Origin of the sequence: Candidatus Fermentibacter sp. (assembly GCA_030373045.1) — a bacterium.
GTDB lineage: Bacteria > Fermentibacterota > Fermentibacteria > Fermentibacterales > Fermentibacteraceae > Fermentibacter.
On the sequence record JAUCPW010000018.1, the window covers coordinates 76,998 to 91,965 of the forward strand.

The window sequence follows — 14,968 nt, forward strand, 5'->3', positions numbered from 1 at the left end:
GTGAAATACGTCTACTTCTTCGGCGCAGGCAGGACAGAGGGCAGCAGGGATCAGAAGAACCTTCTCGGCGGCAAGGGGGCGAACCTGGCGGAGATGTCGCGCCTGGGCCTGCCCGTCCCCCCCGGCTTCACCATCTCGACGGAAGCCTGCGACTCCTTCTACAAGGCGGGCAGGAACTGGCCCGAGGGGCTCGAAGCCGAGATCAGGGGCAAGCTCACCGAGCTCGAGGAGGCCACGGGCAAGCGCATGGGCGACCCCGCGAACCCGCTCCTCGTATCGGTCAGGAGCGGTGCGGCCGTCTCCATGCCCGGCATGATGGACACGGTCCTCAACCTCGGGATGAACGAGGCCACCCTCGAAGCCCTCGCGAAGCGCAGCGGGAACCCCCGTTTCGCCTGGGACTCCTACAGGCGCTTCATGCAGATGTTCGGCGACGTCGTAATGGGCGTCCCGCACCACGATTTCGAGCTCGCCCTCCAGTCCGTGAAGGACGCCAGGGGCGTGAGGCAGGACACGGATCTCGACGTGGAGGACATGAAGCGGGTGGTCGCCCTGTACCGCGGGCTCTACAGGAAGCATGTCGGCGAGGACTTCCCGACGGATCCCTGGGTCCAGCTCAGGCACTCCATCGACGCAGTCTTCGGCTCATGGAACAACCCCAGGGCCATACGCTACCGCCAGCTCAACGACATCCGCGGCCTCACCGGCACGGCCGTCAACGTGCAGACCATGGTCTTCGGCAACCTCGGCGACGATTCCGGCACGGGAGTCTGCTTCACCCGCGACCCGGCGAACGGCGAAAACGTCTTCTACGGCGAATACCTGATGAACGCCCAGGGCGAGGACGTCGTGGCAGGCATAAGGACCCCCCAGCCGATATCCACGCTCGGCGCACAGAATCCGGCCATCTATGCCCAGCTCCTCGATGTCCGCAGCAAGCTGGAATCCCACTACAGGGACATGCAGGACATCGAGTTCACCATCGAGAACGGCAGGCTCTTCATGCTGCAGACCAGGTCCGGCAAGAGGACCATCTTCGCCGCGCTGAACGCCGCCGTGGACATGGTCGACGAGGGCCTGATCGACAGGGATACCGCGCTGATGCGCGTCCCCGCAGGCAGCTTCAACCAGCTCTTCGCCCCCGTGCTCGACAGGAAGGGCAAGGAGAAGGCCAGGCTCCTCACGAAGGGTCTCAACGCCTCGCCCGGCGGCGCCTCCGGCAAGGCGGTCTTCTCTGCCGAGGATGCCGAAGCCTGGGCGTCCAGGGGCGAGAGCGTCATCCTCTGCCGCCTCGAGACGAGCCCCGAGGACATCGGCGGCATGGCCGTGGCGAAGGGCATACTCACCGCGCGCGGAGGCATGACCTCCCACGCGGCGGTGGTGGCCAGGGGGATGGGCGCGCCCTGCGTGGCCGGCGCGAGCGAGCTTCACGTCGACGCCTCGACGAAGACGATCACCTGCGGCGAAGTCTGCATCAGGGAAGGCGACCTGGTGGCCATCGACGGATTCACCGGCGAGGTTTTCCTTGGAGCGGTGGACGTGAAGCCGTCCGAGATCGTGCAGGTCCTCAGGGGCATGATGCCGGCGTCCGAGTCGAAGCTGTACGCGAACTACAGCAGGCTCGCGGGATGGGCCGACGAGGTGCGGAGGCTCGGGGTCAGGACCAACGCCGACACCCCGCGCGACACCGAGATGGCCGTCCTGTTCGGCGCCCAGGGCATCGGGCTGTGCCGCACCGAGCACATGTTCTTCGAGGGCGACAGGATCATCTCCTTCAGGAAGCTCATCCTCGTGGCCGACGAGGTGAAGAGGCTGCGCGAGCAGATCGAGGCGGATCCGTCGAACGACGTCCTCCGGAACAAACTCGAAGCCCCTCTCGCCACCTACACCGAGGCCCTTTCCGAACTGCTCCCCCTGCAGAGGAGCGATTTCGACGGCATCTTCACCGCCCTTGCCGGCAGGCCCTGCAACATCAGGCTGCTCGACCCGCCCCTGCACGAGTTCCTCCCGCACGACGCGGAGGGCCAGCAGGAGATGGCCAAGGTCATGGGAGTGCCCGTCGAGAAGATCAGGCAGGTCGTGGAGACCCTCCACGAGTTCAACCCCATGCTCGGGCACAGGGGCATCAGGCTCGGCCTTACCTATCCCGAGGTCTCTGACATGCAGGTGAGGGCGATAATGGAAGCCGCCATCGACTGCGCCGACAGGGGGATCAAGGTCCTGCCGGAGATCATGATCCCGCTGGTGGGCCATCCCGCCGAACTGCGGATCTCGAGGGAGAGGGCACAGGCGGTCATCGACTCCGTGCTCGCCGAGAGGGGCAGGCCCGCCGACTTCATCGCCTACAGGATCGGAACCATGATCGAGGTCCCCAGGGCCGCGGTCGATGCCGGAAGAGTGGCGGTGCACGCAGACTTCTTCAGCTTCGGGACCAACGACCTCACCCAGATGGGCTGCGGGTTCTCGCGCGACGACGCAGGCAAGTTCCTCGGCGATTACGTCAGGATGGGCATCTACGAAAAGGATCCTTTCTCCTCCATAGACGAGGAGGGTGTCGGAGAGCTGGTCAGGCTGGCCGTCGAACGCGGCCGCGCCGAGAAGCCCGGGCTCAAGCTCGGGGTATGCGGCGAGCACGGGGGGGACCCCTCCTCGATCAGGTTCTTCAACTCCGTGGGACTCGACTACGTCTCCTGCTCGCCCTACAGGGTGCCCGTGGCGAGGCTGGCGGCGGCCCAGTCGGTTCTCGAAAAGGCCAAGTGATAGAGAGGAACCAGCGCATAGTCATCGCCGAGAGCGATGCCGAACTCGCCCTGATGCTGTCGAAGGCCCTCCGCATGGAGGGCCTTCATGCGGATACCGTCCCGGACGGGATCGAAGCCATCAGGAAGGCCTGGCAGATCATGCCGGACCTCGTCCTGTGCGGCTTCTACCTCCCGGGACTCGGCGCCCTCAGGGTCGTCAGGTACCTGCGCAGCCATCCGGCCTTCAGCGGGCTGAAGACCGCCGTCCTCCTCCCGCGCCAGGACAGGCTCACCGCCTCGAGGGCCCGCAGGGCGGGAGCCGACATGACCCTGGACATGCCCATCGAGCCTCGCGAGTTCGTCGAGAAATGCGTCGGGCTGCTGGATGCGGCCAGCGGACGCCCCCAGGCGAATCTCTCCCCGGGGTCCTTCCCCGACAGGGTCTCGATCCTCGAGGAGCTCACCGGAGTTCTCGAGAAGAGGCTGGACAGGCTCGAAGCCATGCAGGACCTCATGCCGGAGATGGGCATGAGCCCCTCGGTGCACGAGGTATTCCGGAACATCGCGTCGGGCGTGCTCACCGACCTGGGCTTCGACAGGGTGCAGGTCTTCCAGTTCCTCCACGAGCCCGGCGAGCTCCGCATCGAAGCCGCTCTCGGGCGGGGGGTGCCCTCGGACATCCAGCAGCAGGCGACCAGGCTCTCGTCGGTCGAGGGGCTGCCGGTGGCCATCGCGATCCGGGAGAGGAGGCAGGTGCGGTCGACCGAGGTCGGGATCCCCGAGATCAGGCTCTCGTGGGCCGGATCGACCGACTACGTCGACACCCCGCTTGCCGACTCCGCGGGCGTCATGGGCGTCGTGAGGTGCGACTGCCATGTCACGGAGCGGCCCATGGGACCCGACGACCTCGATGCCCTGAAGGACTTCTGCGTCAGGGCGGCGTGCGTGCTCCGCAACGTGATGGACCAGGAGGAGATAGCGGCGGCGAAGGAGCAGAACTCGATCGTCCTCTCGAGCCTCGGCTCGTCCCTGATAATGATCGACCAGTCGGGGCGCATCACAGAGGCGATCGGGACGGAATCCCTCATGGGTCTCAAGCCGTCCGCCCTTCTGGGGCGCACCCTGTCGGATGCAGCGCCTGCCGTCGCGGGCGGGGGCCGCCTGGAGATGCTCGGCAAGGTCCTGCTCGAGGGCAGGTCCTGCGTCGAGGACGGGGTGGCGCTGAACAGGCCCGGCGGTGGTTCCGCGATCCTCAATCTGCGCTTCGTCCCCTACCGCAGCGGAGGCCGGATCACCGGCGCAGTCCTTCTGGCCGTGGACGTCACCGAGGAGCAGACCCTGAGATCGGATCTGAAGCAGCGCAACGAGGAGCTGGAGATGATGTCGAGGATCGGGAGGGACCTCAACTCGACCCTGGAGCTGGACGAGATCTGCGACCTCCTGCTCCGGAGCCTGAGGCTGTTCTATCCCGAGGAGAACATCTCGATCCTCCTCCCCGAGGACGACTCGGATTCGGGCGTCCCCGAGAAGCTCGTCGTGAAGGCCGGCTGCGGCTATTCGGCGGATGAGCCCGGGCTCGAGCACCCTGTCCTGCTCTCGGGCCCCATGTACGACTCGGTGCGTGAGGAGCCCAGGTCGAGGAACCTGTCGATGCTCGGGATCATCGGCGGGGCCTTCATGGGCGCCAGGGTGCTCAACATCCCCGATGTCTCGCAGGAACCCAGGTACATAGAGGACTTCAACACCACGAGGAGCGAGATCGCCGTCCCCATGCTGATACAGGACAAGGCCACGGGCGTGATCGACATCCAGAGCCGGAGGAGGAACAGGTTCGACACCGACTCTGTGCGCAGGGTATCCAGCCTGGCCAACAACGCCGCCACCGCGGTGGAGAACGCCAGGCTCCACGCCCGGGCATGGGAGGCCGCCCAGAGGGACAGGCTCACGAATCTGAGGAACCTCAGGTTCTACGAGGAGAGGATAAGGGAGGAGCTCGAGAGGGCGACGAGGTACAACTACGAGTGCTCCCTCCTGATGATAGACGTCGACGATTTCAAGAACTACAACGACCACTTCGGCCATCCCATGGGCAACACCCTCCTCCGCACCCTGGCCCGGACCATCTCCGGAGCCCTCAGGGAGAAGATCGACACGCTCGTCAGGTACGGGGGCGAGGAGTTCGTCAGCATCCTCCCTCTCACCGGCGGCAGGGTGGCCGCCGAGATAGCCGAGAGGATCAGGCAGATGGTGCTCGACAACAACCCGGAGATCCCCCACGCCGCCGACCAGCCCCTCGGCTGCGTGAGCGTCAGCATCGGCGTGGCAACCTTCCCTTCGGACGTCAGCGACAGGGAGCGGCTCCTCGAAATAGCCGACAAGCGCATGTACATGGGCAAGAGAACCGGGAAGAACAGGGTCATGGCGCCGGCCTTCGGCAACTGCCCCGCCATACCCTGAAGACATGCGCCTCTGCGACGCGACCATGTTCTGGAGCGCGGCGGGAGGCGGCGTCAGGCGCTATCTCGAGCACAAGCGGGCCTGGCTGGGCGGCCTTCCCGGCGACGTGAGGCATCTTCTCCTGATCCCGGGCGCAGGAAGCAGCCTCGTGACGGACGGGATGCTCTCGACCGCCACCGTGAGGTCGCCCTCCCTCTTCTTCTCGCCGGGATACCGCACCCCGGTCTCCCTGGGCCCCGCACTGGCCTTCCTGGAGGAATGGAAGCCAGATCTCGCCGAGGGGGGGTGTCCCTTCAGGCTGAGGAAGGCGCTGTCGGTCTGGTCGAGGGACTCGGGAAGGCCAGTGTTCGACTACTATCATGCCTTCTTCCCGCTTTCCTACACCGAGGCCCTTTTCGGGGCCCGGCGGTCCGCCCTGAGGAGCGCCCTCGAGAAGGCGGGCTGGGCTTACCTGAGGTCCGTCTATGCGGACAGCAGGAGGGTCTTCGTTGCATCCCCGCTGGTCAGGGATGTCCTTGCATCCCGCGGGATCGTCAACACGGAGCTGGCCCCGCTCGGCGTCGACACCGGCCTCTTCCGGCCCGGCGCCCCCCGGGAGGGCGATCCGGTCATCCTCTTCGTGGGAAGGCTCACGCGCGAGAAGGGATTCGAGACGGTCCTCGAGGCGTTCTCCATCCTGTCGCGCAGGAGGAGGGCGAAGCTGGTCGTCGTCGGGGACGGGATCATGAGGGAGAGGGCCCTGGAGGCCGCACGGCTCGATCCCGGCGTCTCCTATCTCAGGTTCCTGGACCCCGGACGCCTCGCCGGAGTCTACAGGGAGGCGAGCGTGCTTCTCTCCGCCGCCCCTGCCGAGACGCTGGGCCTGACCTTCCTCGAAGCCCTCGCGAGCGGAGTCCCCGTTGTCGGGCTGGCCGGGAGCGGCCTCATGGACACCTTCCCCGCGGATATATCGAGGGCGGTCGGGCAGGCCTCTCCCGAAGCCCTCGCGGAAGCAGTCGCAGGATTGCTGGACGACCCTCCCGACCCGGCCGCCTGCCGCAGCCATGCCGAGGGCTACTCCTGGCCCGGCAGGCTTGCGCACATAGCCGGGAGGGAGCTGGCTCTCGCCGGGATGGAAGTGCCCGGCTGGATCGGAGAGATGCATGAGTGACGTCTGCCTGCGCCAGGGGCTCCGGTACGACAGGGACGAGCTCGCGCCCGTGCTCGCAGGGATGGTGGAGGCCGCCGGCGGGTGGCCCGCGAAGGCCGTGCCCGGCGCGAGGGTGCTCCTCAAGGTCAACATGCTGGCCGCGAAGGACCCTTCGCGGGGCATCACGACCCACCCGGAGGTCGTCGCCGCGATGGCCATGCTCTTCAAGGCGCGGGGATGCAGCGTGGCGGTCGGCGACAGCCCGGGCGGAGCCATAGGAGGCATCGAGCGCTACTGGAGGAACTGCGGGTTCGATCCGCTGGCCGGGGATCCCGGAGTCGAGCTCGTTTCCTTCGAGCGGGCCGGCAGCGTCGAGCTCGAGGCGGGCGGCAGGACGTACCGCATCGCGAAACCGGTCCTGGAGTACGACGTCCTGGTCAACATGTGCAAGTTCAAGACCCACATGTACTGCCGGCTCACGAACGCCGTGAAGAACTGCTTCGGAGCCGTCCCAGGGATCGGCAAGGCGATGATACACAGCTACGCAGTCAGGCCGCGCATCCTGGCCGGCTACATCGCCGACATCTACACGCTCGTCCCGTTCGACATGGCCGTGATGGACGCGATCCTCGCCATGGACGGGCGCGGGCCCGGCACCGACGGGCATCCCAGGATGGACGGCATCCTGGGCGTGGCGAAGGACGGGGTCCTGCTCGACATGGTCATGTCATCCGTCGCCGGCCTCGGGCCCGAGGATCTGGACACCACCCGCGAGGTCCGCAGGAGGGGTCTCGGGAAGCCCTTCCGGGAGATCACGGTCGACGGGACCGCCGTCCTCCCCGGCTTCGACATCCCCTCGACCTGGTTCTACGATTACATCCCCCACTTCGCCGGTGCGCTGGCCAGGGCGTTCGTGAAGACGGTCCCTGCGGCGGGCGCGAAGTGCACGGGCTGCGGATTCTGCGCGAAGAGCTGCCCCGTGGGGGCGATAGAGATAAGGGAAGGCCGGGCGAGGATGGATCGCAGGAAGTGCATCGTCTGCCTGTGCTGCCACGAGCTCTGTCCGGAGAACGCGATCGCGGTCCGCAATCCGCTGAAGAGAAGGAGCCGCGGCGGGGAGGCTACTCCAGCGGCAGGTAGATGAGGTCCCCGTCCCCCTGGACGAAGAAGACCCCTCCCGATCCCGGCATGGGCGAAAGCCGACACCCTTCGCACCCTGCAGGCGTCTCGAACGCCGAGATCCACCCGACCTCTCCGGAGTCCCAGTCTATCGTGGCGTGGTACAGCATCCCCGGCCGGCCGTCGAAGGCGAAGAGATAGGATCCGTCCGGCAGCCAGGCCACCGGGAGGGGGAGGAACGGAAGGCCGGAGCGCCTCGTCGATCCGTCGACCGAGAGCAGGAACGGGGCTCCGTCGAGACCGACGAGCACCGCGTCGGGCAGCACCCAGCCCAGGAAGGCCGAGGAGCTTCCCTCTGGCGTGCGCCAGGCCCCTGTCACGCCGGGTCCGGCGAACGACCCGAACTCGTGCTCCTCGTAGTAATTGTTCTCTATCCTGAAGAAGTCCGAGTAAGGGCATTCCCAGAAGCCGTCGCCGATGCCCGCGATGTCGAGGTAGACAGGCTCTCCCGTGACCGTATCGACAGCGTCGGGGGGCATGTCGGCCCCGCATCCGAACCTGCGCCGGAGGAGCTCGGAATAACCTTCCGGGGTGGGTTCGCAGTCGAACATCGGCGAACCCGCGAGGAGCCGCGAATCGGAGGTGAAGGCGTAGGAGGGGCCTCCCCCCGCTGCGACTCCGACGAGCACGGGCATGGCCCCCGAGCCGTCTCTTCCGGCGATGATCCCGAGGAAGGCGCTCCGCATCCCCCCGTACTCCTCCGGCACCTCGAAGTCCCCGGGCAGGTACACGGACAGGGCCAGGAATACGCGGTCGCCGTCGGGGCTCACGAGTATCGAGTAGAAGCCCCCGTCCTCCTCCCATCCGCCGTCCGCGGGCGACCAGGAGGGCACCCAGGGGGCGATGAGCCCCGAACCGACATCCGCGGTGAACAGGTCGGGCCCTCTGGAGAAGAGGATCGTCGCCGAATCGAGCGCGGCCGCCCGGTCGACCCCGTCCGCCAGGGTCACGGGGATTCCCGCGGCAGCGATCGCCGCGATGCAGAGGATCATCCCCCCGCGCCTCCGTTCAGTTCTTCAGGCTCTCCTTGATGCGCTTCACGTGGCCGCGGCCGAGCCCCTTCACCTCGCAGCCCAGCTCCAGGTACCTCCTGATCTTCGCGTCGTCGAGGATGCAGAAGCAGTCGATGATCGCGAACGGACGGCCGACCGCCTCGAAGACCCTGTCGGGGTCGAGGGCGAGGTATTCGCCGTGGCGCACGGCCAGGATGATGGCATCGGCGCCCTTCATGGCCGCATCCAGCGCCGGTTCCATCCTGAGGTTCGAGAGCGGGCCCTGCCTGTGGAAGAAGCGTGACCAGGAGTAGCCCGGCTTGGGGTAGGTGTCCTGGGATTCGAACTCCCACCAGTGCTCGAGGTATGGATCGTGGACCTTCACGTCCGCGCCCATCTCGGTGAGCTTCCTCACTATGAGCTCGGAGCCGCTGTATCTGGAGTCGCCCACATCCTCGCGGTAGGATGCCCCCAGGACGAGGATGTCGGCCGAGGCAATGGGCCTGTTCATGTTCCGGAGGGCGTCGCGGACCATCTGGGGGACTCGCAGGGCTCGTGTGTCGTTGATGTCCACGGCGGCGGGGGTGATGCGGAAGATGTCGTCGTCGAAGCCCAGGATGTGCCTGTAGGCCCAGACGCCCAGTCCCCCGTCCTTCGGCAGGCAGTAGCCGCCTATGCCGGGGCCCGGGAAGATCATGTTCGAGTGCGTGGGGCGGACCCGGACCGCGTCGATGACCTTCTTCAGGTCGACGCCGTTGCGCTCGGAGAACACCGACCACTCGTCCAGGAACGCCAGGATCGTCGCGCGGTAGCTGTTCTCGACGATCTTCGCCGTCTCGGACTCGATGGGGCGGTCGAGGACGGTGAGGGGGAAGTCCTTGACGTTCAGGACGCTGGAGAGGAAGGCGACGACCCTCTCCCTCGCCCCGGGCCCTATGCCGCTGCAGACCCGCCAGAAGTCGCGGATCGAGGCCACGTAGTTGCGGCCCGGCATGACCCGCTCGTAGCTGTGCGCGAGCAGCGGATCGGTCGTGATCCCCCTTTTCTCGAAGATCTTCTTCATGATGGGATAGGCGACCTGCTCGGTCGTGCCCGGGGGCACCGTGGTCTCTATGAGGACCAGCGCATCCGGGCGGATGTGCTGCGCGATCACGGCCAGGGATTCCTCGAGGGCCGCCATGTCCGCGGCGCCCTCGCGGCAGTTGCCGAGCCTCTCCTTGAGATAGTCGCACTGGACGTCGACCACGACGGTGTCCACCAGGCTGAGGGCCTCCTCGGTATAGGTGGCCACGAGCGTCTTCCTGTCGAGGACGCAGCGCCGGATCATGGGGGCGACCTCGGGATCCTCGGCCGTGACCGGCGACACGCCCCTGTTCATCAGGGGGGTCTTCCAGTAGCTGCGGGTGCTCGGCCTCTGCATCCCGATGACGAACTTGCCCGGGGTTCCGTCCGGCCGGGTGGAGTCCGCCACCACCGCAGCCATCACCGCTCCGACGAAACCGAGCCCCACGACCGATACGATCTCCCTGCCCTTCGCGCGGTTCTCGTCCACGAGCTTCGAGAGCCTCTCGAATTCGGCCGCATAGTCATCCCGGGAGGGGAGCTGGAACTTCTCGCCCTCCGGACTGATCGAGTACCTGGTCTCCGTCATCCCTGTCCTCCGAATCGCTGCTGGTCGGGGCCTCGACAAGACCACTGATCATACGGCGGAGCCGCCCGGGAGGGGAGCGGTCAGAAGGCCGCCCGGGCCGCGGTCGACAGCCCGAGGATGGCGAGGAGCACGAGCACGGCCCTGCGGAAGGCGTCCTGCGGAATCCGGCCGGAGAGCGCGCTGCCGAGGATGGCGCCGGCGGCGGCTGCCGGGAGCAGCTCTGCGGTCGCGGCCAGGACCGCTCCGTCCAGCAGGCCGGCCGATGCCAGCATGGGGACGGTCAGCAGGTTGAGCCCGAGGAAGTAGAAGGCGAGGCCGGCCCTGAACTCGTCCCTGCCGGCGCCCCGCTCGGTGAGAAGGATGATCACCGGCGGGCCGCTGAAGGTCATCAGCCCGTTCATCACCCCGCTCAGGAGGCCTGCCGGCACGACCGCGGCGCGGCTCCTCGAGAGCCCGGCCCTGAATCCGGCGAGGTAGGCGCCCGCGATCACGGCAACCGTCAGGCCTACTCCGATTGCGAGGGGCTCCTCGGGGACGGATCCGAGGAGCAGCACTCCCGGGACGGTGCCGGCCGCTCCTGCCGCCAGCAGGACGGGGAACCCGGCGGGCAGCGTGCGCGACCTCGCGGAGATGAGGACTATCGAGTTGATCGCGAGGCCGAACAGGGTGAGCATCGGCACGGCACGGCCGGCCGGCATGGCCAGAGTGAGGAGGGGCAGAGAGACCAGCGAGAAGGCGAATCCGGAAGCCCCCTGGACGAGAGCGCCCAGGAACAGCGCCAGGGATGCGAGAGCATAGGTGCCGGCCTGGATGATCGACCTCCGTGGAACCGTATCGAGCCTCATCGTGCAGGAGGGTCCGCTACTTCTTAGTATATGGCATCGCGGCGCCCGGCCGCGCCAAGTCGGACCTCGCAGGGGGGTGCGGGATGCTGGGATTCCCACGGGGGCTCTACTCCGATGTCCGGATCGAGGAGGTCTGGTCCACGACCGCCGGCCTCGTCCTGGGCAGGCTCGAACAGTACGTCTCGAGGCACTACAGGGCGGCCTTCATCAGGGTCTGGGACGGCGTACGCTGGTACTACGCCTCCACCTCCTCCGTCGATTCGATCCAGTCCGAGCTCGATTCCCTGGCCTCGATGGCCTCGAGGCAGGACGGGATCACGGACGATCCGGTGGTCCGGAGGTTCCGGGGGAACAAGGGGAAGACCCTCCTCTTCGAATCGGACCATGTCTCGGATGTGCCGTCCCGCGACAAGCTCGACAGGCTCAGGGCCTCGGCGGAACCGATGGAACGGAGGAGCGGTCTGACGGACAGGCGGTGCTACTACGTCGACAACCACAAGAGGAAGACCTTTCTCTCCAGCCTGGGGGCGGATCTCGAGTTCGACCGCCAGACCCTCCTCCTCGTCGCCGCCTTCGAGACCTCCCACGGGAGCTCCCGCCTCCAGGAATCCTGCCATGTCGGCGCCCGGACCTTCGGGGATCTGCCCGACCTCGTCCCCGCCCTGGAGAACAGGCTCGAAGAGGCGTCCGAGTTCGTCCGGGGATCGAAGCCGGTCGACGGAGGCAGGATGCCCGTGATCCTTTCCCCGATGGCGGCCGGGATCTTCGCCCACGAGAGCTTCGGACACAAGAGCGAGGCGGACTTCATGCTGGGTGACGAGGCGGCTCTCGCGGAGTGGGCGATCGGCCGCCCCGTGGGCTCGGGCGACCTGAACATCGTCGACGACGGCACCGTCCCCGGCCCCGGATACAACGCCTTCGACGACGAGGGCACGGCCTCCGGCAGGACATGGCTCATCCGGGACGGGAGGCTCGCCGGGAGGCTCCACAGCGCCGTGACGGCCGCGGCACTCGGCGAGGAGCCGACCGGGAACGCCCGCAGCATCTCCTTCGAGTACGAGCCGATCCCCCGCATGACCACGACGTTCATCCTGCCGGGGAGGGACACCGTAGGCGGACTGGTATCGGGCATCGACGACGGGCTCTTCGTGAAGACCGTCAAGCACGGTTCGGGGCTCTCCACCTTCACCCTCGCGCCCTCGATGAGCTGGAGGATAAGGGGGGGCAGGCTGGCCGAACCCGTGGGAGTGTCGGTCATCACGGGCAGCGTGATGGAGACCCTCGGCCTGATCGACGGCCTCTCGGACACGCTCGACCTCGAGGGCGCCGGGGGCGGCGGATGCGGCAAGATGGAGCAGTATCCCCTCCCGGTGGGTTTCGGCGGCCCGTTCGTCAGGGTCGGCGCGATGGAGGTGAGGTGAATGGCGGGCATCAGGCGCGAGCATTACTCCTTCGGGATCCGCAGGACCACCGCCAGGATCGCCGAATCCGAGGTGAAGTCCATCCGCAGGTCGGACGTGGTGAAGACCGGCCTCAGGCTCTTCGACGGGAGGAGCATCGGCACTGCGGGCGCCATCGGCTCGTTCGACCCCGGTGAACTCGAGCGGCGTGCCCTCGACTCCATGTCGTGCGGGATCGAGTACCCCTGGGAGATCTCGGGCCGGGCTGCCAGGCGCGAAGCGGCGGCCCTGGAGGGCATGGGGCACGACACCCTGGCGGACGGGGCCGGGTCGTTCATGGCAGCCCTGCACGCGAAATGGCCCGACCTCGTATTCTCGGAGAACTTCACTGTGGAGGACGACGAGATCTCGATCAGGAACGACTGCGGGCTCGATCTCGCGACGAGCCTCTCGTCGGCCGCGGTCGTGCTTGTCTTCAGAGCCCTGGGCTCCACCGGGATCATGGACGGCTGGGTCTCGGCGGGGCCCTGCCGGAGGTGGGACGCCGACGGCATCAGAGCTGAGTTCGACCGGTTCCTGGAAGCCTGGCACAACCCCGTGGACCTGCCTCCGGGCGGCAGGCTCCCCGTCATCTTCCAGGAAGCCTCCCTGATCTACGGGAAGCTCTCGGAAGAGCTCTCGGGCCACAGGTACGGCACGGGCGCCTCCCTGTTCTCGGGGAGGATGGGCGAGCGCCTGTTCGACGAACGCTTCTCGCTGTCCCAGTCTAGGATCCCGTCGGCCGACGACTGCCCGTTCTTCGACGCGGAGGGAGTGTTCCACGAAGGATACGCACTCCCGCTCATCGAAGCCGGGGTGCTCCGCGCAGTCTGCACCGACCGCAGGACGGCGGCCCGGTTCGGCCTGCCCCATACCGGATCGGCCACGGGCGACTACGACGCGATCCCGCAGGCGGCCGCGGACCGCCTCAGGGCGGAGCGGTGCGACAGGACGCTGTCCGATCTCCTGGGAGGCGAACCCGGGATTTTCGTGGCGCTGGCCTCGGGCGGCGACTTCACCCCCGAGGGCGCCTTCGCGACTCCGGTGCAGCTCGCCATGCTGCACGACGGGAGGCGCTTCGTGGGTAGGCTGCCCGAGCTGCGGATCTCGTCGCATCTCTTCCGGATGCTGGGCGAGGACTGGATCGGTCAGTCGTCGGACGACGTCTCGGCATACTGCGATTCGCCCGCCATGGTGATGCGCATGGACGTCGAAGGGGCTCGGAGCGGCGTCTGACCGGCCTTCCGGAACCGGTGCCGGGGGGCTGCCGCCCCCGGACGAGCGCGTGCTCGTGGTCGACTGCCAGTGGGACGGCCCGCTGTCAGGGGCGGTGCTGCTAGAAATAGGCTGGGTCGTCGACACGCCCTCCGGCCGGGCCCGGCCGGGCGATGCAGCGCACTTCGTCGTGCGCCCCGCCGATCCCGGGTCGGTTTCGGACAGGACCCTCGCGCTGACCGGGCTCACCCGGGAGGACCTCGCGTCCGGTGTGCCCCCCGGCGAGGCTGCCGCCGCGCTGGCGGCGGCCCTCGAAGGCGTCACAGCCGTGGCCGCCCACTCGGCCAGGTACGAGAAGGCGCTGATCTCCCGCCTGCTGGGTCCTGAGGCGGTTCTGCCGCCCTTCTTCTGCACCCTCGAGGCCGCCCGGAGGCTCCTCCCGGGCCTCTCCGGCTACGGCCTGAGGGCGGTTTCCGGATTTCTCGGGATCCCGCCTCCCGCGAGGAAGCGGGTGGAGGACCAGGTCGAGGCCACGAGGCTCGTCCTGCGAGCTCTCTCGAATCCGCCCCCCGGAGGAGCAGCCGTCGAAACCCCCGTTCCGGGGAGGCGCGGCCTCCCCGAAGGGTGCTCGCTGCGGATGAGCTTCTCGAAGCTGCGCGCGCTCCCGGCCGGCCCCGGGGTCTACCGCCTCCTCGACTGCGCCGGGAACCCCCTCTACATCGGGAAGGCCGACTCCATACGCAGCAGGGTGCGGCAGCACTTCTCCCGGGCCGCCTGGAAGTCGAAGGACGGGCTGGTGAGCGCGATCTGGGACGTGGACTGGACGGAGACCGCAACGGGGCCGGAGGCCGCCCTGCTCGAGGCCGAGCTCATCCCGGCCCAGCGCCCCATGTCCAACCGCGCCCTGACGAGGCTTCCGGAGCGCCTCTGCTGGCTCTCCCCCGACCTGTCCGGGTGCGGGGCGGAGCCGACCCCCGGCCTCTCCCTCGGCCCGGTTGCCGGGGCACGCGTGTTCGCCGACCTGCTGCTGGTGACCTCCGCGGTCGCAGGCAGCCTCCCGGCGGAGCTTCTGCCGCAGAGACTGGAATGGCTGGGCGAACCCGGCCCCGAAGACCTCGCGCCCGCGCTGGACATGCTCAGATCTGCCGGAGTGCCGGTTTCCGGCGATCCGGCATCCGTCCTGGCCTGGGCGGCGTCGCTCGAGGCGCCCGAGGGGGGTGGGGAACCGGCATCACCGGCGGAAGAGACGGCCCTGCGCCTGATGTCGGTGCTTTCCGGTGCCGCGGCCGCGGGGGGGCGGGGGCCCGGGGCGGGCCGGCG

10 protein-coding genes are annotated in these 14,968 nt (G+C 67.9%); 7 read left to right on the forward strand and 3 right to left on the reverse strand.

Annotated elements, in window-relative coordinates; genetic code table 11:
* From ppdK to QUS11_03805, 4 genes are read left to right on the forward strand one after another with little or no spacing between them, the layout of a single operon-like run.
* The gene (gene ppdK / locus QUS11_03790) at positions 1-2,760 is read left to right on the forward strand and encodes a pyruvate, phosphate dikinase (GenBank protein MDM7992412.1); all 2,760 of its coding nucleotides are present in this window, start codon (positions 1-3) and stop codon (positions 2,758-2,760) included.
* Positions 2,757-5,198: a diguanylate cyclase gene (locus QUS11_03795; protein MDM7992413.1), complete on the forward strand. Its 2,442-nt coding sequence runs from the start codon at positions 2,757-2,759 to the stop codon at positions 5,196-5,198. The genes ppdK and QUS11_03795 overlap by 4 nt, the downstream gene beginning before the upstream one ends.
* 4 nt (positions 5,199-5,202) lie before the next feature.
* Positions 5,203-6,348, forward strand: a complete 1,146-nt coding sequence (locus QUS11_03800) for a glycosyltransferase (GenBank protein ID MDM7992414.1) — start codon at positions 5,203-5,205, stop codon at positions 6,346-6,348.
* On the forward strand, positions 6,341-7,471 hold the full coding sequence (locus QUS11_03805) for a DUF362 domain-containing protein (protein ID MDM7992415.1): 1,131 nt from the start codon (positions 6,341-6,343) through the stop codon (positions 7,469-7,471). Before QUS11_03800 ends, QUS11_03805 begins: the two co-directional genes overlap by 8 nt.
* Here QUS11_03805 and QUS11_03810 read toward each other — a convergent pair.
* The 3 genes from QUS11_03810 to QUS11_03820 form a co-directional block, all read right to left on the reverse strand.
* Positions 7,449-8,498, reverse strand: a complete 1,050-nt coding sequence (locus tag QUS11_03810) for a hypothetical protein (protein MDM7992416.1) — start codon at positions 8,496-8,498, stop codon at positions 7,449-7,451. The genes QUS11_03805 and QUS11_03810 overlap by 23 nt on opposite strands.
* 16 nt (positions 8,499-8,514) lie before the next feature.
* Positions 8,515-10,149: a UDP binding domain-containing protein gene (locus tag QUS11_03815; GenBank protein ID MDM7992417.1), complete on the reverse strand. Its 1,635-nt coding sequence runs from the start codon at positions 10,147-10,149 to the stop codon at positions 8,515-8,517.
* An 80-nt stretch (positions 10,150-10,229) separates the two neighbouring features.
* Entirely contained in the window at positions 10,230-10,994 is a 765-nt protein-coding gene (locus QUS11_03820; protein MDM7992418.1) for a sulfite exporter TauE/SafE family protein, read from the reverse strand.
* A gap of 83 nt (positions 10,995-11,077) precedes the next feature.
* Here QUS11_03820 and QUS11_03825 point away from each other — a divergent pair, with 83 nt between their 5' ends.
* From QUS11_03825 to QUS11_03835, 3 genes are all read left to right on the forward strand, one after another.
* Entirely contained in the window at positions 11,078-12,415 is a 1,338-nt protein-coding gene (locus tag QUS11_03825) for a TldD/PmbA family protein (protein MDM7992419.1), read from the forward strand.
* Positions 12,416-13,669 (forward strand): metallopeptidase TldD-related protein, encoded by a 1,254-nt coding sequence (locus QUS11_03830; GenBank protein ID MDM7992420.1) that lies wholly within the window; start codon positions 12,416-12,418, stop codon positions 13,667-13,669.
* 49 nt (positions 13,670-13,718) lie between these two features.
* Positions 13,719-14,968, forward strand: a 1,250-nt coding sequence (locus QUS11_03835) for a hypothetical protein (GenBank protein MDM7992421.1), incomplete at its 3' end; no start/stop codon positions are given.

Bases quoted from the DNA above. Each gene is read 5' to 3' on its own strand.
- QUS11_03800 (MDM7992414.1), top strand. From the start codon at position 5,203: ATGCGCCTCTGCGACGCGACCATGTTCTGGAGCGCGGCGGGAGGCGGC.
- QUS11_03805 (MDM7992415.1), top strand. From the start codon at position 6,341: ATGAGTGACGTCTGCCTGCGCCAGGGGCTCCGGTACGACAGGGACGAG.
- QUS11_03810 (MDM7992416.1), bottom strand. From the start codon at position 8,498: ATGATCCTCTGCATCGCGGCGATCGCTGCCGCGGGAATCCCCGTGACC.
- QUS11_03815 (MDM7992417.1), bottom strand. From the start codon at position 10,149: ATGACGGAGACCAGGTACTCGATCAGTCCGGAGGGCGAGAAGTTCCAG.
- QUS11_03820 (MDM7992418.1), bottom strand. From the start codon at position 10,994: ATGAGGCTCGATACGGTTCCACGGAGGTCGATCATCCAGGCCGGCACC.
- QUS11_03825 (MDM7992419.1), top strand. From the start codon at position 11,078: ATGCTGGGATTCCCACGGGGGCTCTACTCCGATGTCCGGATCGAGGAG.
- QUS11_03830 (MDM7992420.1), top strand. From the start codon at position 12,416: ATGGCGGGCATCAGGCGCGAGCATTACTCCTTCGGGATCCGCAGGACC.